The sequence below is a fragment of the Paenibacillus sp. CFBP13512 genome, assembly GCF_005233705.1.
Taxonomy (GTDB): domain Bacteria; phylum Bacillota; class Bacilli; order Paenibacillales; family Paenibacillaceae; genus Saccharibacillus; species Saccharibacillus nuruki.
This window is the reverse complement of sequence record NZ_QGAD01000009.1, coordinates 82,495-109,437: the sequence shown is the minus strand read 5'-3', so window position 1 is coordinate 109,437 and position 26,943 is coordinate 82,495. Positions and strand designations below refer to the sequence as shown.

Annotated in this window: 25 protein-coding genes; 16 read left to right on the top strand and 9 right to left on the bottom strand. The window is 39.2% G+C overall.

Features of this window, described 5'->3' with window-relative positions:
• The first annotated feature begins 197 nt into the window (after positions 1-197).
• Complete coding sequence (locus PaeCFBP13512_RS14460; protein ID WP_137223975.1) at positions 198-1,034, top strand: YitT family protein; 837 nt, start codon at positions 198-200, stop codon at positions 1,032-1,034.
• A 127-nt stretch (positions 1,035-1,161) separates the two neighbouring features.
• Here the strand turns inward: PaeCFBP13512_RS14460 and PaeCFBP13512_RS14455 are convergent, their stop codons facing one another.
• The 4 genes from PaeCFBP13512_RS14455 to PaeCFBP13512_RS14440 form a co-directional block, all read right to left on the bottom strand.
• Positions 1,162-3,201 (bottom strand): methyl-accepting chemotaxis protein, encoded by a 2,040-nt coding sequence (locus PaeCFBP13512_RS14455; protein ID WP_161594275.1) that lies wholly within the window; start codon positions 3,199-3,201, stop codon positions 1,162-1,164.
• Between the two features lie 262 nt (positions 3,202-3,463).
• On the bottom strand, positions 3,464-4,618 hold the full coding sequence (locus tag PaeCFBP13512_RS14450) for an aminotransferase A (RefSeq protein ID WP_137223971.1): 1,155 nt from the start codon (positions 4,616-4,618) through the stop codon (positions 3,464-3,466).
• A 126-nt stretch (positions 4,619-4,744) separates the two neighbouring features.
• Positions 4,745-6,355 carry a hypothetical protein gene (locus PaeCFBP13512_RS14445; RefSeq protein ID WP_137223969.1) on the bottom strand — a complete coding sequence of 537 codons (1,611 nt, stop codon included), beginning with the start codon at positions 6,353-6,355 and terminating at the stop codon, positions 4,745-4,747.
• Positions 6,356-6,663: 308 nt separating this feature from the next.
• The gene (locus tag PaeCFBP13512_RS14440) at positions 6,664-7,965 is read right to left on the bottom strand and encodes a right-handed parallel beta-helix repeat-containing protein (RefSeq protein WP_137223967.1); all 1,302 of its coding nucleotides are present in this window, start codon (positions 7,963-7,965) and stop codon (positions 6,664-6,666) included.
• A gap of 385 nt (positions 7,966-8,350) precedes the next feature.
• On the opposite strand from PaeCFBP13512_RS14440, the gene PaeCFBP13512_RS14435 reads away from it, so the two are divergent.
• The 12 genes from PaeCFBP13512_RS14435 (at position 8,351) to PaeCFBP13512_RS14380 (ending at position 20,818) form a co-directional block, all read left to right on the top strand.
• Positions 8,351-9,460, top strand: coding sequence for an ABC transporter ATP-binding protein (locus tag PaeCFBP13512_RS14435; RefSeq protein ID WP_069325772.1), 1,110 nt, complete (start codon positions 8,351-8,353; stop codon positions 9,458-9,460).
• Positions 9,450-10,259, top strand: a complete 810-nt coding sequence (locus PaeCFBP13512_RS14430) for an ABC transporter permease (protein WP_069325771.1) — start codon at positions 9,450-9,452, stop codon at positions 10,257-10,259. Before PaeCFBP13512_RS14435 ends, PaeCFBP13512_RS14430 begins: the two co-directional genes overlap by 11 nt.
• On the top strand, positions 10,252-11,073 hold the full coding sequence (locus tag PaeCFBP13512_RS14425; protein WP_069325770.1) for an ABC transporter permease: 822 nt from the start codon (positions 10,252-10,254) through the stop codon (positions 11,071-11,073). Before PaeCFBP13512_RS14430 ends, PaeCFBP13512_RS14425 begins: the two co-directional genes overlap by 8 nt.
• Positions 11,070-12,140 carry an ABC transporter substrate-binding protein gene (locus PaeCFBP13512_RS14420; RefSeq protein WP_069325769.1) on the top strand — a complete coding sequence of 357 codons (1,071 nt, stop codon included), beginning with the start codon at positions 11,070-11,072 and terminating at the stop codon, positions 12,138-12,140. Before PaeCFBP13512_RS14425 ends, PaeCFBP13512_RS14420 begins: the two co-directional genes overlap by 4 nt.
• A 160-nt stretch (positions 12,141-12,300) precedes the next feature.
• Positions 12,301-13,287 carry a virulence RhuM family protein gene (locus tag PaeCFBP13512_RS14415; protein WP_069325768.1) on the top strand — a complete coding sequence of 329 codons (987 nt, stop codon included), beginning with the start codon at positions 12,301-12,303 and terminating at the stop codon, positions 13,285-13,287.
• Positions 13,288-13,498: 211 nt separating this feature from the next.
• Positions 13,499-14,818, top strand: a complete 1,320-nt coding sequence (locus PaeCFBP13512_RS14410; RefSeq protein WP_137223965.1) for an extracellular solute-binding protein — start codon at positions 13,499-13,501, stop codon at positions 14,816-14,818.
• Between the two features lie 123 nt (positions 14,819-14,941).
• Complete coding sequence (locus PaeCFBP13512_RS14405) at positions 14,942-15,832, top strand: carbohydrate ABC transporter permease (protein ID WP_069325767.1); 891 nt, start codon at positions 14,942-14,944, stop codon at positions 15,830-15,832.
• A gap of 16 nt (positions 15,833-15,848) precedes the next feature.
• Positions 15,849-16,673, top strand: a complete 825-nt coding sequence (locus PaeCFBP13512_RS14400) for a carbohydrate ABC transporter permease (RefSeq protein ID WP_069325766.1) — start codon at positions 15,849-15,851, stop codon at positions 16,671-16,673.
• 157 nt (positions 16,674-16,830) lie between these two features.
• A complete protein-coding gene (locus tag PaeCFBP13512_RS14395) occupies positions 16,831-18,708 on the top strand; it encodes a cache domain-containing sensor histidine kinase (protein WP_441343331.1) in 1,878 nt (625 codons plus the stop codon).
• Positions 18,683-19,864, top strand: coding sequence for a response regulator (locus PaeCFBP13512_RS14390; protein WP_137223961.1), 1,182 nt, complete (start codon positions 18,683-18,685; stop codon positions 19,862-19,864). The genes PaeCFBP13512_RS14395 and PaeCFBP13512_RS14390 overlap by 26 nt, the downstream gene beginning before the upstream one ends.
• Before the next feature lie 52 nt (positions 19,865-19,916).
• Positions 19,917-20,273: a hypothetical protein gene (locus tag PaeCFBP13512_RS14385; protein ID WP_137223959.1), complete on the top strand. Its 357-nt coding sequence runs from the start codon at positions 19,917-19,919 to the stop codon at positions 20,271-20,273.
• 95 nt (positions 20,274-20,368) lie between these two features.
• The gene (locus tag PaeCFBP13512_RS14380; RefSeq protein ID WP_137223957.1) at positions 20,369-20,818 is read left to right on the top strand and encodes a hypothetical protein; all 450 of its coding nucleotides are present in this window, start codon (positions 20,369-20,371) and stop codon (positions 20,816-20,818) included.
• 125 nt (positions 20,819-20,943) lie between these two features.
• Here the strand turns inward: PaeCFBP13512_RS14380 and PaeCFBP13512_RS14375 are convergent, their stop codons facing one another.
• Positions 20,944-21,645, bottom strand: a complete 702-nt coding sequence (locus PaeCFBP13512_RS14375) for an NAD(P)-dependent oxidoreductase (RefSeq protein ID WP_137223955.1) — start codon at positions 21,643-21,645, stop codon at positions 20,944-20,946.
• A complete protein-coding gene (locus PaeCFBP13512_RS14370) occupies positions 21,645-21,941 on the bottom strand; it encodes a DUF6509 family protein (protein ID WP_069325761.1) in 297 nt (98 codons plus the stop codon). Before PaeCFBP13512_RS14370 ends, PaeCFBP13512_RS14375 begins: the two co-directional genes overlap by 1 nt.
• Positions 21,942-22,207: 266 nt before the next feature.
• Between PaeCFBP13512_RS14370 and PaeCFBP13512_RS14365 the strand changes: the two genes are divergently transcribed.
• Positions 22,208-22,816, top strand: a complete 609-nt coding sequence (locus PaeCFBP13512_RS14365; protein ID WP_137223945.1) for a site-specific integrase — start codon at positions 22,208-22,210, stop codon at positions 22,814-22,816.
• A 273-nt stretch (positions 22,817-23,089) separates the two neighbouring features.
• Positions 23,090-23,284 (top strand): hypothetical protein, encoded by a 195-nt coding sequence (locus PaeCFBP13512_RS23245; RefSeq protein WP_161594274.1) that lies wholly within the window; start codon positions 23,090-23,092, stop codon positions 23,282-23,284.
• Between the two features lie 70 nt (positions 23,285-23,354).
• Here the strand turns inward: PaeCFBP13512_RS23245 and PaeCFBP13512_RS14360 are convergent, their stop codons facing one another.
• On the bottom strand, positions 23,355-23,831 hold the full coding sequence (locus tag PaeCFBP13512_RS14360) for a hypothetical protein (RefSeq protein ID WP_137223943.1): 477 nt from the start codon (positions 23,829-23,831) through the stop codon (positions 23,355-23,357).
• Positions 23,832-24,322: 491 nt separating this feature from the next.
• Between PaeCFBP13512_RS14360 and PaeCFBP13512_RS14355 the strand changes: the two genes are divergently transcribed.
• A complete protein-coding gene (locus PaeCFBP13512_RS14355) occupies positions 24,323-25,249 on the top strand; it encodes a DMT family transporter (protein ID WP_069325760.1) in 927 nt (308 codons plus the stop codon).
• Between the two features lie 82 nt (positions 25,250-25,331).
• Here PaeCFBP13512_RS14355 and PaeCFBP13512_RS14350 read toward each other — a convergent pair whose 3' ends face one another.
• Both PaeCFBP13512_RS14350 and PaeCFBP13512_RS14345 read right to left on the bottom strand, forming a co-directional pair.
• A complete protein-coding gene (locus PaeCFBP13512_RS14350) occupies positions 25,332-26,099 on the bottom strand; it encodes an ABC transporter permease (RefSeq protein ID WP_069325759.1) in 768 nt (255 codons plus the stop codon).
• Complete coding sequence (locus PaeCFBP13512_RS14345; protein WP_241669385.1) at positions 26,096-26,842, bottom strand: ABC transporter ATP-binding protein; 747 nt, start codon at positions 26,840-26,842, stop codon at positions 26,096-26,098. The genes PaeCFBP13512_RS14350 and PaeCFBP13512_RS14345 overlap by 4 nt, the downstream gene beginning before the upstream one ends.
• Between the last annotated feature and the right edge of the window lie 101 nt (positions 26,843-26,943).

Here is a 26,943-nt window from a genome sequence, read left to right as displayed (position 1 = left end):
CATAATATTCTCCTTTCCAGCATAAATATACACCGTCTATCCAGAAGGCAAAATTGTTCTCCTAACAACGTGCTTTTTGACGGTACTGAACTACCGAAATAGCAGAGGACAGTAACTTAAAAAAGCTTTGACTTGTCAAGGTTTTATCGCTTACAATACTCATTTGTTAGGGTTGGATAAAAGGGGAGTATAAACAGATGAAAAAAAGGATTATTGATATTGCTTTTATAGCACTTGGTGCGTTTATTTTTGCGTTAGCGATTAACTTATTTGTCATCCCGAATGAACTGGGTGAAGGTGGCGTAACCGGGGTTACGATTATCTTATTTTATGTATGGCAATTGTCTCCTGGACTAATGAACTTGGTGATCAATGCATTTTTATTGATTGTCGGGTACAAATTTCTGGATAAAACAACGACCATTTATACGATTCTGGCAGTAGCGTTCAATTCGTTTTTCTTGCATTTGACCGCAGACTGGCGAATTGATTCTAGTGAAATTATGATTAATACGATATTTGGTGGATTGTTTACCGGAGTAGGGATTGGGCTGATTATTCGTGCAGGTGGAACAACAGCAGGGACTGTCATTCTCGCGCGGATCGCCAACAAGTATCTGGACTGGAATATTAGTTATGGCTTACTCTTTTTCGATCTGATTGTAGCGTTCTCGTCTTACTTTATTATTGGTGCACAAAGTCTGATGTTAACGATTGTCATGTTGTATATTGGAACCAAAACGATGGACTTTATTATCGAAGGACTGAATCCGAAAAAAGCCGTTATGATTATATCTGCACAGCAAGATAAGATTGCCGAAAAAGTCATTACAGTGATGGATCGCGGAGTCACCGTATTATCTGGTCATGGATACTATACAAAGACACCGAAAGAAGTATTGTATATCGTGATTAGCAAGCAAGAAGTCTCTGTACTGAAAAAGATCGTCAAAGCCGCTGACCCGAATGCATTTATTACGATTCATGATGTACGTGATGTATTTGGCGAAGGGTTCCTTGAATTGTCTAAATAACCACATGGATACTGTATAACTATCAAAAGCAGTAGATACCCATAAAAAAAGCCTTACCGTCTATGCAATCATAGAAGCGGTAAGGCTTTTTTATACTTATTTTATTCAAATCAGATTGTAATAGCTGTTACTTTACACTATCATTCTCAGGGTTCGTTGTAACATGAGTAGATGGTGAATGGTTTACAGAATCATTCGTTTTGAAGCGTTGAATTTCTTGTTGTAGATTTTCTGCAAGAGAAGCCAGAGCATGAGCGGAAGAAGTAATCTCTTCCATCGCTGCCAATTGTTCTTCTGCGGAAGCCGCAATCTCATGGGTAGAAGCCGTATTTACATTCGAAATTTCACTAATTTCATGAACCGATTGAGCCACTTCTACAGCATTACCATTCACTTCTTGTACCAATGAATTCATTTCGGTCAGACTTGATGAAATCTGATGTGAAGATGTTCTTAGCTGTTGGAACTGATCTGCCGCTTGTTGAACAGTCATCATCCCTTCTGCCACAGAACCATGAATATCGGTAAAGGTAGACAATGAACGTCCAATCTCATCGGTAATCTCTTTTAACAAGTTCTCAATATGTTGGGACGAAGCGCGCGATTGATCGGCTAACTTCTGCACTTCACCTGCAACCACATTAAACCCTTTACCATGTTCGCCAGCACGTGCTGCTTCGATAGCTGCATTCAGAGACAATAGATTGGTCTGCTTCGCGATATCATTGATCGTTTGTAAAATGACTGAAATTTCTTCGGATTTGCGAGATAAGTTCGTTACCACTTCATTGGCTTGATGAACCGATTGATCGATCTGCTGAATCTGACCGACGGTTTGTTGCATTAAGCGATCTCCGCTATCTGCTAGATAATTAGACGATTCGGATAAAGAAAGCAATGAGTTCGAATTGGTCTGTACCGTCTGTAACCAATCGGCAACTTGAGTTAATTGATCTGCACTTTGGCTTACATTTTTATTTTGACGTTCATTTCCGACAGAGAATTGTTCGATCGCTGTTGTGATCTGTTCAGTAGCATGACTGGTCTGTTCAGAACTTGCATTCAATTGCTCTGAAGAAGAGACCACATCACTAACAGAATCGTTAATAGAGCCAATCAATGAGCTTAAAGAGGCGTTCATATTATTAAAGGCATGTGATAATCTGCCGATCTCGTCTTTGCTACGGTCTACAAGATGATGGGTAAGATCACCATCGCTAATCGCTTCTGCAACAACAACAATTTTACTGAGACGCTTGGTGATCGAACGAGTCACCAGTGCAACAACAATACCACCTATAATTAAAGATAATAGCAAAACAATAATCATTCTGTATAAAATAGGCTGAGTCGCTTCATTGATCTCATCTTGATAAAAGCTTCCTGCAATACGCCATCCAGTCAGATCACTTGTTGTATAAACTAATTGTTTTTGTTTATTTTCGTAAAGGTAGGTGTAGCTCCCTTTGGAATCTGCTCGAGCCATGAGTTCTTCAGAAGATGAATTTTTTTCACCAATAGCTGTAGGATGAGAAATAAAATTGCTGTCTTTACCTACAATAAAAGCATAGCCTTCTTTACCAATTTTAACCGTCGCTGTTGTTGCTTGTAGTGCTTCTAAATTAATATCTAATCCGATAACTCCACTTTGATCGGCTGTTTGCTTGGCAATCGTCACCGTTAATTTCTGAGTAGAAGCCGAAATATAAGGATTCGTTATAATTGCTTTTCCTGATGAAGCAACAGCTTGCTTGTACCAATCACGTTCACGAGGATCATATCCGGCAGGGCTAGGTTTATCAGAAGAAGTGAAAAACTGACCTGTCGTACTTCCCACATAAAGCGACTCTACTTTTTTAAGAGAGGTAGAATAGCTTTTGAATTCAGTAACTAAATTATCTCCATTTGCATAATTGGCTTGAGATACCTGACCTGCGAAATAATCAACAATATCTATATTTTGTTGCATTTCCGTATTAACTGTAGAATTTAGCGTTTCTACACTAGATGAAGCGCTATTGATCATTTCATTACTTAATGTTTTTTGGGCTAACCAGTATGATGTGAAGCTAGAAGTACCCAAAGCAACAATCATAACGATAAAGAAAGAAATAATTAATTTGCTGCCTATCGTTTGACAGCTGAGAAAACGTATAATATTTTTCATAACTCCACTCCTATATATCTGCATATTTATTCTCCTATTAACATCGGCAAAAGAACAGAAAAGAAATAGAGCAGATTATGAAAATATTCAAAATGTTTCATGAAACAAAATTGAGTGTATCATTTTTCACATGTTATTTCGGGTATCAGCCTATTGAAGAATGAATTTGAAGCCATTTGATTTGTAAATACAAACACAAAAAAGTATCTCTATTAAATGATCAATAGAGATACTTTCTTCTATTTATACTTTTAACTGCATATTATAATGTGTTGATAAATTGCTCTAAACGATCCAATCCTTGGGTTAATACCTCTTGCGAATAAGCATAAGAGATTCGAATATACCCTTCTCCATACTCGGAAAAAGCATCCCCCGGAACTACAGCAACACCTGCTTCATCCAGTAAACGCAAAGCAAATTCCATCGAACCTATATTCAAATGAGCGATCGAAGGAAATAGATAAAAAGCACCTTCTGGCTTGGTTAATGTCAGCCCCATATTCATCAAGCGATCATATACATAATCACGTCGTTGTTGGTATTCCTTTTTCATCGGAATGGCGTCGTCTATACCTTGGGTAAGAGCTTCTAAAGCAGCATATTGACTGACTGAACTTGCACAAGTGACATTGTATTGATGTACTTTGATCATATGCTGGGTGAGTGCAGCAGGTGCAAAAGTAAAGCCAATCCTCCAACCAGTCATCGAGTGAGATTTGGATAAGCCGTTAATCACAATCGTTTTGTCACGCATACCGTCACATAAAGAAATCGATTGATGAGGGGTGTCATAGATCAATTCACTGTAGATTTCATCGGAAATCACAAATACTTCACGTGCTTGCAATAAAGTAGCGATCTCCTGTAATTCGGTAGCACTCATTACCCGTCCGGTAGGGTTAGAAGGATAACCTAAAATAATCGCTTTCGTACGTGTAGATAGATGTTTTTCGATCAAATCGGCTGTTAATTTGAAATCGGTTGAACGGGTGTCTACATAGATAGGAACACCACCCGATAAGCGAATAAGCGGTTCATAGCCTGGATAGATGGGCCCCGGTAAAATCACTTCATCGCCCGGTGTAATCAGCGTTCGTAACGTAATATCCAATGCTTCACTAGCTCCATTGGTAACAATCACTTCATCATTAGGATTATAATCTTGTCCGTATTTCTGTCTAACAAAATCAGCTGCTGCTTGTCGTAACGCAGGTAGACCGGCATTAGGTGTATAGACTGTTTTGCCATCGTTCATAGCCACGCCAGCGGCATCAATAATATGTTGAGGGGTTGGAAAGTCAGGTTGACCGATAGTCAGTGAGATCGCATTGGGGTATTGCGCAGCGGCATTAGCAATTTTACGAATACCACTGATTTGAATATCTTTGACCGATGCATTCAATAAATGTTCCATAATAAGATTCCTTTCATCAACCATAATATGTATATCATACTCTATCTAAATCATAGACGAAAAGAGGATCAGCGAACAGCAAAAACACCTAATAGAATGTTCTATTAGGTGCTTGGCTGGGATGAGTTAATTTAAAGTATATGTGTAGTGAGTCGAATCATATTGAGGGCCTGATTTCTCATAAGTGAACCAGTACTCCACTTTTGTGCCTGTGCTAAGTCCAGTGACACTCTGTTTCCATGTGCCTGAACTGTTGGTCATACGGTAATTTTGCTGTGATCCACCATTGATTTTGTAGTGGATATCGACATATTTGGCAGTCGTTACAGGCTTGATATTAATACTGATTGCTGTAGCAGACACTTTGGTCACACCTGCTGTGTAGTCTGCGGTCGTGTGATCACCAGTCCCTGTTCCTGGATCAGGAGTCGGTGTAGTTGGGTCTGTAGGCGTTGGTGGATTGGTTGGATTGCCGCCTGTTAGATATTGCCCTGTGAATGGATTGAAATGGGCAAGTGATAAGATTAACCAACCTGTACTGGATACACAGTTTTGCTGCGCCATTACCCAGTAGCTATTGCTTGTGCCTTTAAGAGAATACGGAATACCGCCAAGTGAAGCTCCGCTTGTTCCTTGTTTTTTAATAATTTCAGTATTGATAGCGTTCGCTTTGGAGACATCGCCTTTCATATAATAAGCCAGCGACATAAAGGCTGATCCTTCAAACCACACGTCTGCTCCTGTATTACCAATCTGATTACCATTATCGTCATAAGCAGGCTTCACTTCATCGGTCCAATCGAAATCATAACCGGTTAATGTATTGCCAGCGTCATTATACGTTAATGTCTGTTTGTAACGTGGATTCGCCAGTGTACCGGGAACACCATTTGCATTTTCAACATAATCTAGACTTGCTCCATAATTGTGAGTCCCTGTGGTTCCAAGTGCTAATACAGCCCACGGATTTACATCTAGCGGAAGCTTAGGATCGATCAGATTGGTGTCATTTTTCCAACCACCGGTAAAGCGTTTGTTGGCATCATCCCATACTTTATTATCAAGGAAGCTTTTGACTTTAGTCGCAGCTGCATTATATTTGGCTGCTTTGGTCGAATCGACAGACGCATAATATTGCAACACACGATAGATATCAATATTGTGCTCGGTAGAGCTCCACGGTTCATTGGAATTGCTCCATGCACTCCAACCGCCTGCTACACCGCCATTGGCTTGTTGATACTGTAGAGACCAATCTAGCGCTTTGATTGCCATAGGGCGATAGCGAGTATCATTGTATTGTTTTTCATACGCCATTGCCGCCATTGCCATCCATACAACAGGTCCTACATGTTCGCGAATTTCTTCGCCTGCACCGTTATTATACCAATATGAATTCAGCCAGTAGCCTGTAGGATCTTGAATATCTCGCATTTTGTTGAGTACTTTCTCAGCACGAACCCGTTCCCCTTTGACGATAAAAGCTATTGCGGCTACCGCCTGATCATATGTGTATACGATCTGTTTCGGATTGTTAGGTCCCCAGAAATCTTCAAAACTATCTACTAATCCGTCAAAAGCCAGTCCTGCTGTAGCATCTTGTTGCGTTTCTAACCATGTTAATGCCCGGTTAGAAGCATCACTTGCCGCATCTGCTCTCACAATGCCTGCTGATGGTAAAGTCGCCCCTACAACCAGTACTGCTGTGAGCAACAAGTGAGTGAATTTCTTTTTCATCAATATTCCTCCTCAAGGATAGTAGATAAATGAATCATAAAATGGGAAAAGGAAGGTTTGAATAGGCTATTTAAATTTCAACAGAATAAAGTTCCAAAACCATCACTATTTTCCAGTATGTAACATTTATCTCACTCATTTTTACTTATGGAAGCGCTTACGTCAATATGGATAATCAAGGACTTAAGAAAGAGATTCTTGAAAAAGCAAAACTCCTACTCAAATAACATTGGCGTAGGAGTAGCTTGAAAAGGATAAGGGTTATACAAGAGGGCTAGGATAGATAGAGTAGCAAATAGATACCTTTTTTAAGGCAAACGTATGATATCAGTGATCAACGTAGTGCCAACCAATTTATTTTTATACATCGTATTTTTTCCTTGAGTGGGGGAGAAGCGAATACCAAAGTCACTTTTTCCATTGGATGTGATCGTGTTATAGGTCATCTTAGTTGCTGTTACTGTATTTTCGAGATCGATTCCGCCACTGTTACCTGTCCAATGATGAAGACGACCACGAATACGATAATAGGCGTTGTGAGACAGCTGGTTATTGTGGATTCGTAGATCCGAAGAACGAAGCACAATCATACCGGAAAAGTCGGTCTGACTAATATTATTACGCTGAATCCGTGTACGACTACCCACTTGATCAAGTTCAATCCCAAAAGAACGTGTATCTTTAATGAGGTTATGATCGATCAATAATCCTGTGTACAGAGTAGTTGTAGGCACAGGATGTTCTAGATTAGCAGATGCTCTTATACCTGATCCCAATGAACGATAGATCTGGTTATCTCGAATGATATTGTCATACGCAGGCATGGAATAATGAATCCCTACACCGGGCGAATCGTTAATGATATTGGTAGACACTTCACTATTTCTGCACATATAAAAAGCCAACACCGCATGATGAAGAATATTGTCTTGTACTAATCCATTCTTTTGTAATGAAAAGGATAATCCGTCACCTGCATAATGAGAATAGACTTCATTGCGCAAAAATTGATTACCTTGATCGAGTGTACCTGATTCGACAGCGGCAAGTGTATCTTCACCTGCTTTCACCGAAGGACCTGCAAAATACACAGCAAAAATCGTCTTGGAACCTTGAAAAAGGGAATCTTGAATCATCACTTCATTGGCATCGGCAACCACCAGTGCGGCTCCTGCATTGTTCGTATATGTATCAAGGGTAAGGTTGGAAATATGAACATGATCTGCACGAATCACCAGTAGATCACGTGGGGCTTGATTCTGGCGAATAATCACACCATCTCGTGATTGTCCACGTATCGTCATTCCGTCCAGCTCAATTTGAAGAGTTGTATTTACATTATAGATTCCGTTACGTACAAAAATATGAAGGGCTTGCGCATCAATCGCTTGTTGTAGAGATACATAATCCCCTTCTCCTGAAGCATCTACAATACTTTCATAACTTTCATTGGCAAAAGGAATAGAAGAATCCGCATAGGAGTACGGAGTAGGTATAGATAGTAGAAATAATGTAAGCAGACAAAGGATGAATACCTTAATCCGTTGATGTATAAAAGTTGTATGCAGATGAATTCCTCCTTGTGATATTGTATAGTCGCTGTAATACATAGATGGATCAAATAAAGTGTAAGGATAGAATCAGTATGACTTAGGAGCTATTATTTCTTTTATTGTAAGGCTTTTGACTGATAATGTAATTGCAATTCTGGTGGTTTTCTTTATAATTGCATTGAACCTTTATTTTATAGGTATATGGATAGAGTATTCGGAATGGCAAATAGTACCGATCTATACGATGGTATTTGGTCTATTGGATAGCTGGTTAGGTAGAAAACGTAAATTATGAAGTATATCGTAATCCAATCTTAAGAATTGCGGATTGGATTTTATTTATGTTCAGCAGATATATATTTAACATTGCGTATACAATACTTTAATCGTTACAACATCTATTGGTTATAATAAAGAATAGAGGTTATTAAAGGAGGCTGTTATGGGGGACAATACAATTATTCGTTTTGATGGAGTATCGAAGCGCTATGAAGATGGAACAGTAGTGCTCGAAAATATAGAATTTGAGGTAGAACGAGGTAAATTTTATACCTTACTCGGTCCTTCCGGTTGCGGGAAAACCACGATTTTGCGTATGATCGCTGGCTTTACTGAACCGACAGGAGGTTCGATTTATTTTAACGGACAGGTCATCAATAAAGTGCCTGCCAATAAACGTCAAGTGAATACGGTATTTCAAGATTATGCACTCTTCCCCCATTTGAATGTATTTGAGAATGTGGCTTTTGGATTGCGGATCAAAAAAATGAAAAAAGATGCAGTAACCGCCAAAGTGAAAGAAGCTCTTCAGTTCGTCAATTTAGAAGGATATGAGCAACGTTCGATTAGCGAAATGTCAGGTGGACAAAAGCAACGGGTAGCGATTGCGCGTGCACTGGTGAATGAACCGGAAGTCTTACTACTGGATGAGCCATTGTCTGCATTGGATCTCAAATTGCGTACTGAAATGCAGTATGAACTGCGTGAAATTCAGCAACGTTTGGGGATTACGTTTATCTTTGTTACCCATGATCAAGAAGAAGCGCTGGCGATGTCTGATGAGATTTTTGTTATGAACAAAGGGAAAATCGAACAAAGTGGAACGCCAAATGATATCTACGATGAGCCGATTAACCGCTTTGTCGCTGACTTTATCGGAGAATCGAATATTGTTCCAGGACGTATGATCGAAGATTTCTTAGTGGAATTTAACGGCAAAAGATTCCATTGTGTCGATCAGGGGCTACGTGATAATGAAAGTATTGAAGTCGTGATTCGCCCTGAAGATCTGGAACTCACAACTGTGGAAAAAGGCAAGCTTAAAGTGCGTGTCGATACCCAATTATTCCGTGGCGTTCACTATGAGATTAGTTGTTATGATGATTCCGGTCATGAATGGTTAGTTCATTCAACTCGTAAAGCCGATCCGGGCAGTGAAATTGGGCTGGATTTTGAGCCGGAAGCGATTCATGTTATGCGTTTTGGAGAAAGTGAAGAAGACTTTGATCGTCGCCTTGAAGGTTATGAAGAAGGTGGGGTCTATGCAGGCTAATACACGCAGCATCTATATGCTGCCTTATTATATCTGGATCGTGTTATTTGTTATCGCACCGGTGGTGCTTGTAGGGTATTATTCTTTTTTTGATGTCGATGGTAATCTGACACTTCAGAATTATCGGACCTTTTTTACACCAACGTATTTGCAAATGACGATTAGCTCGTTCTGGTATGCGTTTTTAGTGACGTTGTTTTCACTATTAGTAGCGTATCCTGCGGCGTATCTGTTAACTCGCACCAAGCATCGGCAATTATGGATTTTGCTGATTATTTTGCCAACATGGATTAATCTATTGCTCAAAACGTATGCGTTTATCGGGATTTTTGGAACGTATGGCCCGATCAATGCATTACTAGGTACACTTGGATTTGGAGAACAGCAATTATTGTTTAATGCGTCTAGTTTTGTTTTTGTATCCGTATATATTTTTATTCCATTTATGATTTTGCCGATCTACAATGCACTGGAAGAAATGAATCCTACACTGGTATCTGCGGCACGTGATCTGGGTGCATCGGGTTGGATGACCTTTAGACGGGTGATTTTGCCGTTAACGATGGCTGGTGTGAAATCAGGCTGTATGGCGGTCTTTATTCCATCACTATCCTTATTTATGATTACACGTCTGATTGCAGGGAATAAAGTGATTACACTGGGTACAGCGATTGAACAGCATTTCCTTGTCACACAAGACTGGGGTATGGGTTCTACTGTAGCAGTAGTCTTAATTATTGCGATGGCTGTGATTATGATTCTAAGTGGCGGCTTCGGCAAGGAGGTACGTCATGACTAATAAAAATGGTTGGGGTAATCTGTATCTTGTTTTTGTATTTGCTCTATTATATGCACCGATTCTATATCTGATGTATTACTCGTTCAACAGTGCAGGTAATATGCATGAATTTGAAGGATTTACATGGGAATGGTATGCCGAAGTATTTCAAGATACACGATTGATTATTATTGTCATTAATACGCTGGTGATTGCGTTGTTATCTTCAACAATTGCCACGATGATCGGGATTATCGGAGCGCTAGCCATCGACCGGATTCGTCGTCGCCGTCTCAAAGATACGGTGTTGTCGCTGAATAATGTACTCATTGTGAGTCCTGATGTGATTATTGGTGCGTCTTTTCTAATCTTATTTACGATGATTGGGATCAAATTAGGATTTGCTTCAGTATTGATCTCTCATATCGCATTCAGTATTCCGATTACCGTACTGATGATTCTGCCAAGATTGCAAGAAATGAGCCCTTCTTTGATTGATGCGGCTCGTGATCTAGGAGCAAGTCGTCGTGATGTGTTAAGTAAAGTTATTTTGCCATTTATTAAGCCGGGTATTTTTGCAGGATTTTTTATGGCATTTACGTATTCGTTAGATGATTTTGCTGTGACCTTTTTTGTAACAGGGAATGGATATTCGACACTATCGGTTGAAATTTATTCTCGTGCAAGGCAAGGGGTTGCGTTATCAATCAATGCGTTATCTACGCTGATCTTCTTATTTACAGTGATGTTGGTGGTTGGTTATTATATGATCAATCGCCGGGCTACCAATAAGCCACGCCGCGAAGAACCGATCGCAGTAGGAGGTCCAAGATGAAGACTCTTACACGGATGTTTCTCAGTATTATCGTGGTCGCTCTGATCTTGATGTATACCGCATCACGCTTGAATGTGAGCGAAGGCTACTCCAGTGGAAATACGCTCACGATCTACAACTGGGGTGACTATATTGACCCAGATATTCTAGATCAATTTCAAAAAGAAACAGGCATTACCGTAATCTATCAGACGTTTGATTCTAATGAAGCGATGTTGACGAAGATTGAGCAAGGCGGAACGACATTCGATGTAGCGATTCCGTCAGATTATGCGATTTCCAAAATGCGTGAAGAAAATCTATTAATTCCGCTCGATCATAGCAAATTGCCGAATTTGAAAAATATTGATCCTAAATTTATGAATCAATCGTTCGATCCTAATAACAAGTATTCTGCACCTTACTTCTGGGGAACCGTTGGAATTGTCTACAATCCCAAGTTAGCCCAAGGGATCAAGTTCGATAGCTGGGACGATCTCTGGGATACTAAGCTACGTAATAATGTATTGCTAACAGATGGTGCTCGTGAAGTGATCGGGATGTCGCTTAACAGTCTGGGGTATTCGCTTAATGATACGAATGAGCAACATTTACAACAAGCATTAACCAAGCTCAAAAAGTTGACCCCTAACGTCAAAGCGATTGTAGGCGATGAGATCAAAATGTTGCTGGCAAACAACGAAGCCGCGGCAGGTCTAGTCTTTTCGGGAGATGCGTCTGAGATTATGGATCAGAATGCTGATTTGGATTTTGTCGTTCCCAAAGAAGGTACAAACTTATGGTTCGATAATATGGTTATTCCCAAAACAGCCGCCAATGTCGATGCTGCACACAAATTTATCAACTTTATGCTAGATCCCAAAATCGCCGAGCAAAATACAGAGTATGTAGGCTATTCTACACCGAATGCCAAAGCACTCAAGTTATTGCCGGAAGACATTTCGAGTGACGAACGCTTTTACCCGCCACAAGAACTAACAGATAAGCTTGAAGTGTATGATAATCTGGGCAAAAAAATGCTGGTACATTATAATGAGTTGTTTTTGCAGTTTAAAATGAATAAGTAATGATATCACTGAGCTGTCCTTTAAAGGGCAGCTTTTTTAATTATTTAAACGTAAAAAAGTTGTTAATATAATAAAGATACTTTATTGCGAATGTGATATATTTAAAAAGAGCAAACCAAACAGTAGGATTTAAACTTACATATTAAAAGGAGTTAAATATATGGAAAATAATATAAATATTCTTATATATCAGACAGAAGATGGGCATACAAAAGTTGATGTGAAATTAGAACAAGGTACGGTTTGGATGACCCAAAAAGCTATGGCAGAATTATTTCAAAAAAGTATTAGTACTATAAATGAACATATTAAAAATATCTATGAGGAAAATGAATTAACAGAAGAAGCAACTATTCGGAAAAACCGAATAGTTCAAAATGAAGGAGTACGAGAAGTTGAACGAGAAGTCTCTTTTTACAATCTTGAACTTATCATTGCAGTTGGATATCGTGTTCGTTCGCATAGAGGAACACAATTTAGACGTTGGGCAACGGATCGTTTAAATGAATATTTAGTCAAAGGATTTGCAATGGACGATGAACGACTTAAAGAAATGAAAAACTTTGGAAAAGATTATTTTGATGAATTATTGGAACGTATTCGTGATATACGTGCTTCAGAAAAAAGATTTTATCGTAAAATTACAGATATTTATGCGACTTCTATAGACTATGATCCTAAAGAGATAGTCTCACAAGATTTTTTTGCAACTGTACAAAATAAACTACATTTTGCTATCCATGGACATACCGCAGCAGAACTTATCGCAGAACGTGCAGATGCAGAAAAGGATAACATGGGCTTAACGAGCTGGAAAGGCATTAAAGTGAGAAAAGGTGATATTATAGTAGCTAAAAACTATATGAGTAATGAAGAAATTCAATCTTTGAATCGTATTGTTACGATGTATCTCGATTATGCAGAAGATCAAGCTATGCGAAAAGCACCTATGTATATGAAAGATTGGATTGAAAAGTTGAATTCTTTTTTACAATTTAATGAACGAGATATTTTAATGAATGCAGGTAAAATTTCTCAAGAAATCGCTGAGAAGCTAGCACTTAGCGAATATGAAAAATATAATCAAAAACGTATAGAAAAAAATGACGATTTTGACGAATTTCTTAAACAACAAAAACTTAAATGATACAAGCTTTAAAAGCTTCCTCTTATTACAAAAGAGAGAAGCTTTTTTGATGTTGGCAAAATAAAGAAATACATAAGAAAAGTGAATACCTTGAAAATACAAACTATAAACCTTAATTTCACACATTGTTAAAAGTAAGCGCTAACATCATAATAAAGTCATAAACCGTACGTTTTGTACAAATTATCCAATAAGGGGGATATTAAAAGATATGAAAATGCCAAGCAAAACAGTTGCTCTGTTATTAGCAGGTGCACTGGCGTTCGGACTTGCAGGTTGTGGTAACAGCGATTCAAGTTCAAGCGGTTCAGGAGCAAGTGGAGACAGTGGGGACAAAACAAAAATCACGTTCCAAAATATTTATCCTGATCCAACCACACCAACGTACAAAATGATTCACCAGATCGTCGATCAATATGAGAAAGAACATCCAAATATTGATATCGAACTGGATACGCTAAATACAGATCAACAAAAATTAAAACTTAAAACGCAAGCGGCTTCTAAAGAAATCCCTGATATCACGATTGTGAATCCAGCGGCTCAGATGAAACCGTATATCGATGCAGGCTTGCTTGCTCCATTGAATGATGTCGTTGACAAAGGCGGTCTAAAAGATACATATCAAGAAGGACTGCTTGATTATTACAGCAAAGATGGAAATGTGTATGCACTTCCAGATGGTAATAATATCGAAGTCGGTTTTTATAACAAAGCTTTATTTGCCAAAGCAGGCATTGCTGCTCCGCCAACGACATTCGATGAGCTACTTGCAGATGTGAAAAAGCTTAAAGATGCAGGTATCACGCCTATCGCAATCGGTGAGAAAGATTCATGGACAGGGTCATTCCTATTTATGAACATCTTGCTTCGTACTAACGGTGGACCTGGATTCTTGCAAGATGTAGCAGATGGCAAAAAAACATTTAATGATCCTGCATTCGTAGAAGCTGTCGATGCTTTCCAAAAATTAGTTCAAGCAGGCGCTTTCCCTGAAGGTGCAACATCAATTGATGCTACAGCAGGCGGTAACATGTTCCGTACAGGTCAAGCGGCTATGTTCTTTATCGGAACATGGGAAACAGGCGCTAACGACGGTTCAACGATCGGTAAAGACGTGAGCGTATTCAAATTCCCTACGGTTAATGGTAAAGGAAATCCAGATGAGTTCATGTTAGCTCCAGGTAGTGCATTTGCCGTATCTGCGAACAGTGAACATTTAAAAGAAACCAAAGATTTCTTAAATTACTTTGCACTGAACTTACCTAAAGTATCGTTCGAATTGAAAAATGCGGTCGGTCTAGGTCAAAAAGTAGACGGTGACTTCAAAGCCGCTGGATATTCTCCACTTGCGATTGATGTACTGGATCTGTTCAAAAATGTAAAAGGTGGCGACTTGTCATTCGATAACACGATGAACCCAGCCGTATCTCAAGTCCATTTAAGCAGTATTCAAAGTCTATTTGTACAACAAGTGGATCCAAAACAAATTGCCCAAGAGCATCAAGCTGCATTTGAAGCGAATCCTTAAACTAACCTAGAGATAGATATGTGATATGTAGCAGCGAGGGGGCGTCAACAGCGTCCCCTTCGCTATGAGTAGAATAGACCAAAGAGAGAAAATAAACTTTAGAGTTGGAAGGAGGGAGAAGCCATGAATGTACTAAAAGTACCTGCTCGCACGATTGCTATTTTTGTACTTCCTTGTCTGATCCTTTACATAGGAACAGTGTTTATTCCTATTCTGGTTTCTTTTTACACAGCGATGTTGGACTGGAATGGTATTTCAGATGCCAAGTTTGTCGGTCTGGCGAATTTCAAAACATTACTGTTTGATGATCCTAACTTCTGGATGTCTGTGAAGCGTACGATTATGTATGCTGTCTTTTCCATTATTGAGATTCCAATTTGTTTGTTGTTCGCTATCTTGTTGAATCGTTATATTCGCAAAGGAAATCGTTTGGTGACGATCTATTTTGTTCCTGTTATTTTGTCTAACGTTATTTTGGGACAATTGTGGAAAACGATCTACAATCCGGCTTCGATGGGCGGTATGTTAAATGGCGTATTGATCAAGCTAGGTCTGGATAGCTGGACACATAGCTGGTTGACGGAGCCTGCGATTGCGATGTATGCAATCTACTTTGTATCGTTGTGGCAGTACTTTGGTTACCATCTGTTGATCCAATTTACAGGGGTACAGAATATTCCGGACGAAATCTATGAAGCTGCCAAAATTGATGGAGCCGATGGATTCAAAGCAGACCGTTATATTACATTCCCGATGGTAGTGCCTATTTTCAAAATCTCGGTGGTGCTTGCCTTTATCGGTTCACTGCAAGCTTTCGAGCTAGTCATGGTTATGACCGGCGGTGGCCCTGCACATGCGACCGATACGATAGCGACGCATATGTATAATATGTCGTTCTTATCTCAGAAGTACGGGTATGGTAGTGCGGTAGCGACATTCCTTGTTATTTTCTGTCTGGTCATCACCGTAGTGATCAATGGTGTATTTAACAAAATCGAACGTAAAGTGACGTAGAGGAGGAGAGCACGATATGAATAATGTGAAAAAATGGTTCGTGTATCTACTCTTCGCGATCCTGATCGTTACGCAATTGTATCCACTATTATGGCTAGTGATGTATTCACTCAAAACCAACGAAGAAATTCTAGGAGGTAGCTTTTTCGCTCTTCCGAATATTCCGCAGTGGCATAACTATGCAGATGCTTATACTTCAGGTAGCTATCTCAAGTATTTAGGCAACAGTGTCATCGTTACAGCGATTAGTTTGTTTGCTGTTATTATTTTCAGCTCAATGACTGCATATGCGATTACTCGCTTTAAATGGAAATATGGTCAATATGTGATGTTGCTGTTTTTACTAGGCATGATGATTCCACTACAAGCGACATTATTGCCACTAATGATTATTTTCAAAAACTTAGACCTGCTTAATACACGCTGGTCGATTATTATTCCGTACACAGCGTTTGCTTTACCGATTGCGGTATTTATTTTAAGTGGATTTATGCGATCTATTCCGACGGATATCGAAGAATCTGCTTTTATGGATGGAGCAAGTGTGTACCGGATTTTCCGTAGTATTATTTTGCCGATCTCTGTACCGCCTGTGATGACGGTATGTATTCTAACCTTTATCAATATCTGGAATGAGTATATTGTAGCGGCGACTTTTATTTCATCCGAAGAACTCAAAACGTTGCCGTTCGGGGTGTATACCTTTGTCAGTCAGTATTCAGTCAATTACGGAAATATCGGAGCATTTCTTGTCATGGGTGCGTTACCGGTTATTATTTTCTACTTTATTCTGTCTGAACGTATCACAAAAGGAATGGTTGCAGGAGCAGTAAAAGGATAATTACCAAAAGCTACACAAAACTATTTTGCCAGAAGCTACCTTTATTGGTACTATCTCTGTATAGGGACTTGGCGGTAATCATGAAGAGGAACCAATCCTTTTTATGGTTACCGCCCTTTGGCTTTTTAGCGAACCTTGTAGAAAGGAGCATTCCACCGTGTCACGAAGCTTACATTCGATTCATAATCGGTTATTTATTTTGTTTTTGTTCTGTATGGCTGGGATCGTGTTGTTAGTGAGCATCCTTTTTTATAATCGTACAACGACTCAATTTCATGAAAAGCTAGGCGAGATTGCACAGAAAAATGTATCACAAACGGTGGGATTGCTTGATCTTCTGCTGGGTAGTTATGATAGCCTTTCCAAATCGATTAGTGCCAATGTAGATATTGTGCGTCTGCTCGGTCAGAAGTCAGCAAGTTCGCCGCAAGTGGAGTACATTAATCAGAATTACATTACAACGATTATGGGTGCGATTTACTTTTCACGGGATGATCTAGTAGGAATTCATGTGATCGGTGAAAATGGCAAAATCTACGATTATAGCAATTCGATGAATGTGATCGATCCTGAATATACAAAATCGTCATGGTATCAGCAGATTAGCGGGTCGTCCGGTCAGATGGTATGGCTAGGCGTGTTTCCTCATTCGATTATCGATCAGGTGGAAGATCAGCCTGTGTTTGCTTTCGGTCGCCCTATTTTCAATCTCAACGAGCAACATCAGATAGGAATTGTATTGATCGAAGCACGAGCAGATACGTTTTTAACAGCAATGAATAATCTGAAATTAGGGCCTCATAGTGAAGTGAATATTGTAACAGGCGATGGCAAACATATCCCAACTTCGATAGAACCGAACAGTAAGCCTGGAACGATACCACCTCATATTTCACTTCCTCAGATTCCCGGTCAGGTCAATGTACAGCAAAATAATAGCCGTCTGATTGCCGCTTCCAAGCTGGGAACCACCAATTGGACAATCGTCAGCTCCACACCAGATCGTGATCTCAATGTCGAACTGACTCAGACCAAGCGTTATCTATTTATTGTGGTCACGGTGCTGATTGTGGTCTCTGCACTGATCGCTTTTATCGTTTCACGTACGATCTCTTCACCACTCAAGCGATTGATTCGAGAAATGAAGCAAGTGGAAAATGGGAATTTTCGTGGCATGGTGACCGTTACCTCTTACGAAGAAATCAATTCACTTGTATTATCGTTCAACCATATGGTCGCGCGTATCGAAGAACTGATCGAACGGGTGAAAGTCTCTTCAGTCAGTGAAAAGAATGCCGAGCTTCATGCGCTTCAATCACAGGTTAATCCTCACTTTCTCTATAACACACTGGATATGATCTACTGGATGCTCGATGAAAAAGGAAATGATGAGCTAGGCGATGTGGTGTTATCGTTATCGCATATGTTCCGTTATAGCAGTCATTGGGAAGACCATGCACTGGTTACGTTACGAGAAGAAATCGAACAGATCAATCATTATCTGACGATTATTCTGATCCGACTGGATGGTCGGTTAAGCGTAGAGATTGATGTCGAAGAGCAGTGGATGGATCTTCATGTGCCAAAGATGTTGCTACAACCGATTATCGAAAATGCAGTCAAACATGGTTTAGAAGCATTAGATCGACCGGGCATTTTGCGAGTGAGAGCGATACCGGATCGCAAATACCTCAATATTATTATTTCAGATAATGGCAAAGGCATGAATGAGTCTACTTTAGAACGACTGCGAGATTCATTACTTCGTCCAACCGATCCTGTACATCGTGAACGGAAAAGTATTGGCTTGCAAAATCTACATCAGCGGCTGTCTCATATGTTCGGGATCACTCATGGTATACAGATCGAGAGTTCTCTTGGAACAGGGACAGCGGTCAAATTAGTGCTACCGTTATCCGATCAATCTTCTCCTCTATCCTTGTCTGCGCAGACGATAGAGTCTGAATATTCAGATCAACCTATTTCGATCCATAAAGGAGGTATTGTTCGTGCACATTCTGATTACAGACGATGAAAGTTATATCCGTGAAGGGATCAAGCGTACCATCGAAAGTGTTTTTCCTAATTATCATGTTCATCTAGCATCTTCTGCGGAAGAAGCGGTATTGATGATGAGCCAGCATCGGATCGATATTATTTTGACCGATATTCTTATGCCCGGTATTAACGGTCTCGAATTGATGCGTATCTCCCGTCACAGTCAGCCTCAAGCGAAATGGATTGTCATCTCGGCGCATTCCGAGTTCTCTTATGCGCAACAAGCATTGCATCTAGGAGCAAGAGATTATCTACTGAAACCGATCGGCAAAAAGAAACTAGTCGAATTGATGGAATCGCTTACGATTGAGATCCGTCAGGAAAGAGTCGTCTCCAAAGGAGAAGAAGCGCTCAAAGATGGATTAAATTACTTACGAGAAGCAGTGTTTCAACGGTTAGCGGCAGGACTCAGTATGGGCAAAATCAGTCTGGATACTTTTATCGCCGATTATCCTGAATTTCATCTGATTCTGGTCAAAATGGAACAAGATGAGCGCAGTACCCATCTGGAACATTTTATCGTGGAAAATGTATTAAATGAATTGATCGATCAGTCAGGTCAGGGGTTCGTCGTGAGCTTTGATCGCAATAGTCTGCTGGGCTTAGTCACCTTGCATGCTCATGTACAGATCGAGCATTTGTTAGAGCCATTGCAAGGGCATTTGCATAAGTATTTGAAAGTTCCTTTTTCCACCCGACACTCGGGTCCTCACCATGAGATTGAACATGTGGCTGTTGAAGTCAATCGACTTCGTGAAGAGAAAATTCAGCAAATCGATGCGCCAGAAGAAGGAAGCAGTAGCGATCAGGCGATTCAGGTGGCGCTACAGTATATTCGCGCTCATTTTAACGAAGAATTATCTTTAGAAAAGGTAGCGGCTGTTGTATTTCTGAATCCGATCTATTTCAGCCAGTTGTTCAAGCAGAAAACAGGGCAAGGTTACAAAGATTATGTGATCTGTCTGCGGATGGAACAAGCCAAAGTGCTATTGCACAATCCCAAGCTTAAGCTTGCTGATATTGCAGAGCAGATCGGCTACACCAATGTAGGGCATTTCACTCAAGTATTCCGCAAGAAGTTTATGGTGACCCCGACAGAGTATCGGATGCAGGAGAAAATCTTGAATACGTGAGTGTGATTTGATCACTAAACAAAGATTAATTAGGATATAAAGGGGGTGAATGATGTCTACTTCAGAAAAGAATACGTTGAATATTGTTCTGCTGATTGTGTTGTTTGTAGCACTGATCTATTTTTCACAACCGTTGAATGATGTTTCGATAGGTCCTGTGATCACTATGGGGATGGTTACATTACAAGCGATGATCTATTATATACATGGTTATAAGAATCCGACAGGTATTGAACAAACATGGTTTCAAGTGTTTACGGTAGTATCGTCTTTGATTATAATTGTGTATTTATTTTGGGTGCATCAATGGATCATTATTAAATTATTGTATTGGGTATTAGAAGGCTCTCTTTTCTATGGATATGCAAAAAAACTAATCATTAGTAAACTACACGCTAAACCTAAGTAACATGATATCCATAGTAATTTACATAAATAATCCGTTCGGTTTTGTGCTTTTAAAGTTAGTTTCATTTGTATGAATATTGGAGTAGAAAGGATGCAATGATTATCAATAAATATACTATTGGTTTGGCATTTTATATGCTTTTCTCTATTTGTGTCATTATCGGCTGTAGTAACCAAGAGGATTATAATAAGGTTCCAGCGTTAAATGCACAATGGAGTGATTCTATTCAGACAAGAAGTATTCCTGTCACAGTGGCTACATACAATTGGAATGGACAAATGACGTATGGAGGACCTTGGGAAGCTACAGAAAAGCAAGAACCTACTCTTGTAGAAGGAAATGCCACTATTCAACTTTCTTTTAATGGGACAAGTCCTGATGAAATTCGAATTCGTGAATATCCGAGTAAAACAGAATTTAAAAATATAGATAAAGCATCCAATCAAATCATCGTACCGAACAAACTGGGTGTATATGTATTTGGCGTAGATGGTACATGGGGAAATGATGGTGTAATATATGCTTTAAAAGTCAAAGTGAAATAAATAAGAATGCTCGTGAACCAAATATAGAGTACACAAAACCCTAACTTCGTATAGAAATTAGGGTTTTTATGTATAGCACTTTTATTTATCTTATACTTAAAGCTGCCAATGGAATACCGCCTAATCTAATAAGCCAATCCTACTCGATATCCAATATACCGAGGGTCGCTTAACTGCTTATACGTGAAATAAGCTGTATCTCCTGTTGAAATCGATGCTCCACCTTCAGGCAAAACATCTTGCTCATCACGATAGACACCGGTGTAATCTCCATCGGGCAAGTACGTCGGACAGACCACTGTCCAGTCGAGCTTGGAATCGCGCAAAGTCTCATACATCATCCGGTGTTCTTCCGCAGCACGGGTGCTTTTGCGCTTGGATTCAGAAGATTCATAGCGATACTTATCGGCTTCAATACGGCTTTGTAAAATACCTGCTGTACCGACTGTAATAATGCGCGCAATCAACTGCTTCTGCATCAGATCAGCAATCATCGGCGTGCTGACAGATAACGTATTTGTTTTATCGGTATTCAGTGTACTTATGACAGCTTGTACCCCGTCCAACGCCGTATAAAGGTCACTACTGTTCAATACATCACCGACGATAACACGCAGACTTGGAATCTGTTCGTGGATAGGTAAAGAGTGATTGATCGCTGACATATTTTTAGGAGAGTCTACCAAATCCTCTGCATATTCTGCCAATTGCACATTTAACTTATCCAGAGAACGCACTAATACGGTAACCTCATGTCCATCTTGAAGTGCATATTGCAAAACGAATCGTCCGACACGTCCGGTAGCACCAAGCAGTAGAATACGCATTAGTTACTCTCAGCGTTTTTCCAGTTTTGCTCACAAAATGCTGCTAATTCTTGTTCTTCCTCTTCTTCCAGGTCGAAATCCAGTACACGTTCTGTGCCTTTTTCCATAATATCGTAGCTCACAATACCATTGCCTGTTTCTTGGACTTTATAGATTGCACGAATATATAGACCATTTACGGAGTAAATATCATCTTCTTCATCCACTTCAAAATCGATAAAAAATTCATAGCGTTTGCCTACCAAAATCTCAAAAGGGTCTTTAATCATCTCTACTTGATAACTGGTAATATCCATAATTCTATTCCTCCTGCATCCTTAGCGATGCGATTATATTATTCTAGTGATGTGGTATACATATAAAGTGCACTGTCATTGCTCAGTGCCGTCTTATTATAGCACGATTGCCGGAAAGTAGAGGATAGGGATGATCAAGACTATAATAAGAAGAAGGATTCAACGTATTTTACGTTAGTATTTCCTATCCGTACTTTCATCACATACAAATTATGTATACCTGTGTAAAGTAAGTATTTAACGTATCCATCGATAGGAGGAATTAGATGAATCAAGTGATTACAATACCCTATGGCGAAGGAAGCCGATGGGTTGTAGTCGATGAACATCACCCGATGATTAATCCTATCATGAAGTATATTAAATACTTGGATCAGATTGGTCGTTCAGCGAATACCTTGAAGTCATATGCTTACCAATTGAAGGTATATTGGGACTTCCTAAAGGATATTCAGCAGAGCTATGAAAACATGGATCTTAATCTACTGGCTAAGTTCATGGCTTGGTTAAGAAATCCTATACCAATCGATAAAGTGTCTTATATCGAAGCTACTACAGCAAAAAGAAGAGAACGAACCATTAATCTAATGATCCAATGCGTGATTAATTTTTATGATTACCTACACCGTATAGACGAATTCGAAAAGAATATAAAAGTATCTTTGATGAAGCAAATCAAACGGTTTAGACACTCCTATCGTCCCTTTTTAAACCATGTTTCACAGGATCATACTGTACGAAAAAATATTCTTAAAGTGAAAGAACCACGACGAGCGCATAAAACACTAACTAAACAGCAACTCCATCATCTTGAAAGGCAGGAGTTGCATATTCGTGATCGATTAATCATCCAGATTTTGTTATATAGACTATGAAACAGTAAACGCTTTAGATTCAGATGCAGAACTTATTGTGATTGGTACTCCTTTAAAAAATTTCGATGATCGCGAACATGTAGTTACAAATTTTGATGATGGAGCTGTACAAGATTTTTATACACTTACTGACATACAAGTGGATAAAAATCTTGTACAGCTACTGAAAGTTCAACGCTTAAAACTGATGAAGATCTGACTATTATTGAACCAATTTCTTATATTGAAAGCGATCAAGGCAAGAGAAAAATAACTTATGAAGATTATACAGAGTTGAAACAAAATGAAAAAAGTATTATCTTTCTCAAACAGAATACACAGGGAGTATATAGTGTAATTAATATGGATTTAGGCAAGTTTCCTTTAAGCGATACATCTGAAATTTCAAGATCTTTGACTTCAGAAGAACATAACTCAAAAGAAGAATTCCGAAAAGAAGTATTGGAGAAATATGACTTAGAATCTTAATCAAATAAAGCAGTAAGCAACAATACTAAGGATTTAGTATTGTTGCTTACTGCTTTTTAAGTTTTATAGATCACTTCTTGATCTTATTTAAAAATTTTATAAGTGAATTAGTCTTGTCAGTTGTTATCTTGTATCCTGTATTTGTATTACCTTTGTTCATATACATTGCATTACTTTTCTTCGTTTTGTCATTAATATTAATCCATAGATAATATGAACTTTCATTACCATCTTCCTTAATGGTAACTTCATAATTAGGAGGAGCTACGTTGCCTACTCCTTGTATTTTTTCTGAGTCCTTCATAGCGTTAGTAAATTTTTTTATGACATCAGAATCATCCACTTTAACAATTACACTCTTATCTTTTTGAACTTGAAGTTCGTCTTCCTGAAGGGTATTTTTTTTCTGCAGTTCAGTGATTGTTATTTGACTTTGAACTGGTTTTTGAGAAGTAGAATTCCCTTCTTTTTTTTCACTTTTCGTATTGCAAGCGACACTTACTAGCACCAAAATAATACATACACACAAAAATCCTAATTTTCGCATGTGATTAAGACTCCTTTCGTCATTTACCTTTATTATCATAATAGACGCGTAATAACGTGGAAATGTTTTTAAATAAAAAGATATTTTTGTAAATTATTTGAATATAGCTTTATTCTTCTTCCACTAGATGCCCCAGCTCCTCAAACAGATGTTCAAGGCTCTGCTTCTTCTGATGCAGATGATCTCCAACTTTTTAGTATATTACCAGACTGGTCAGCTAGCTGCTGGGGATGTGTAATTGGTAGATATGGGAGAAGAGAAACCATATCTTATTTCGTTATAGATATGCATACAAAGAATGAAATTAACTAAATCAGGATTATTTTAAAAAAAGTCTTGATAAACATAAAAAGTGTGCTTCTTTTAGAGTGAACAAATGTTTAATGTCTATTGAACAATTGTAAAAAGCATTGTATACTCAAAAGATACATGACATGTCAGCTTTTTCGCAAGTGATCGTCATCCAGATTGGCTTAGAGGAGAGAAATGGAATGAAGGCTTTATCCAAAGGGCAGACTGCTCTGTTTTTAGCATTTTTGATCTTAATGTGGGGTGTGAACTGGCCCTTATCCAAGTTCGCATTAAATTATGCACCTCCTATTTTATTTTCCGGTATTCGGACATTGATTGCAGGGTTATTGCTATTGGTTGTCGCTTTACCACGTTTGCGTGACTTACGTTGGAAGCAGACTTGGAAAATCTATGCGATATCTGCAATTCTAAATATTATTTTGTTTTATGGTTGTCAGACCATTGGGATCGCTTATATGCCAGCTGGATTATTTTCAGCAATTGTCTTTTTACAACCGGTATTGGTAGGATTCTTATCCTGGTTATGGGTGGGCGAATCGATGAATCCGCTCAAAGCTGTCGGACTAATCTTAGGTTGCGCAGGCGTAGCTACGATTAGCGCAGGGGGCTTCTCAGGTTCTATTTCAGTGATCGGTATCGTGTTGGCTTTGGCATCGGCAGTGAGCTGGGGTGTCGGAACTGTGTATGTGAAAAAAGTAGGCGACCGTGTTGATCCAATCTGGTTGGTGACTATTCAGTTGATTATGGGTGGAGTCGTGATGACTGCTGTCGGCACAGGAACCGAAAGCTGGGGAGACATTACGTGGAACGCTACGTTTATTGGTGTATTGCTGTTTATCTGTATTTTCGCAATCGCATTAAGCTGGTTATGCTTCTTCCGTCTTGTCGGTTCAGGTGAAGCAAGCACAGTGGGTTCATACACGTTCTTGATTCCATTAGTATCCATTATTCTTAGTGTGCTCTTTATGGGTGAGTCGGTAACGGTTAACCTGATTATTGGACTGGTATTGATCGTCATTAGTATTTTACTGGTCAATCGTACACCGAAAGAAAAATCAGGTCATACACCTGTTGTGAATATCGACACCAAAGAAGTACATTCTTAATCCAATAGAAATATAAAAATAAAAAGACTCTTTGATTGAAGCTCATTCGATCAAGGAGTCTTTTTTGTATAGCCTTCTGTATTTAGCTAGAGGATTCTAAAGGTTCGGTCTGCAACTGTTGTTGTTTGTTAAACAGACTAGGAGCGATAAATAGACTAAGTAAAATACTTGTAATAATCGCTGAAGTCATCGTTGTAAAAACAATTAATAATTGAAAACGCACTGCTGTGATCGGATCTGCACCTGCGATAATCTGTCCGGTCATCATACCCGGTAATTGGACTAATCCCAGTGTTTTCTGACCATCAATAGTAGGGATCATACTAGAACGGACTGCGCTTTTGAGTACAGGCATTATCGCTTGTCTTGGCGTTCCTCCGAGTGATAGAAGGAGAATGATTTCCCGTTGTCGTAGTGTCACTTCAGAACGAAGTCGAGTGACTAACAAGCTCCCCAGTATCATCGAATTTCCGATAATCATACCGCTGATCGGTATAATATAACGGGCAGTTGCTGGAATAATGTTGAAGCCTAACAATAATGCTTGTGTGACAATCTCGACAATCACTAATGTAATAAATACTTTGATCGTCATATACGGAACCGATTTTCCTTTTTTGGAAACATTCAGTGAAGCAACTGTAATCATCAACAATAAGAATAGACCGACGACCCATAATTGCTCTAAGCCGAAAATAAAATTCAACACATAGCCGATAATTAACAGTTGGATAGTAGCTCGTAATGTAGCGATCAGTACATCTTTTTCTAGCCCTAATTTGAAAGAACGAGATAACACAACAGCAAAAAGTACAAAACATAAAGATAGCGTTAAAGCGATAATCGTCATTGGAGTTCACCTTTGATAAATTGCCGGGCTTCTTCTGTCTGTGGATATGCAAAAAAGTCAGCGGTTGATCGCTGTTCTAACAATTGCCCGTTCATCAAAAACCATGTTTCTTGTCCAACACGTTGTGCTTGTTCCATCTGGTGAGTCACCCAGATCAAAGTGATCCTTGATTCTCGATTGATCTCTAATAATAATTGTTCCACTTCCCGTACAGAAGAAGGATCAAGTGCAGAAGTGATCTCATCAAGCAATAAAATTTGTGGTTGATTAGCAAGTGTACGTGCGAGTGCTAAGCGCTGTTTTTGCCCACCAGACAGGTCTTGTACATGTTGTGTGAGTAGACTTGAAGATAACCCTACTTGTTCCATAAGAGTCTCAGGATTGCCGATATCGATCCCGTGTAAGCGCTGAGCGGTCTGCAAATTATAAAGAGCAGTACCTTGTACCATTGGAGCATCTTGAAATACAATGCCTACATTGCGACGTAGTTCAGTAATAGGCCAGCTATGTATATCTTTGCCTTGAATATATAATTGTCCGGTGTCTGGAGTGATCAATAGATTGCAAAGCGATAGCAATGTGCTTTTGCCAGAACCAGAAGGCCCTACCAGTGTAGTAATCGAGCCTTGCTTGATATCCCCATCAATACGATCTAATACAGTCACCGTATGATTAGCATGTGCAAACGATTTGGTGATATGTTGAAATTGAACCGCACAAGCAGATGGATGTGATAATGTCATTCGTCGCTCCAACATCCTTTCGTAATCTTTCTAACGTATTCTTTTATTATAAATAGTTCTGCAACAATAGAAACATCCTCAGGTGTATCTTTTGGTATACT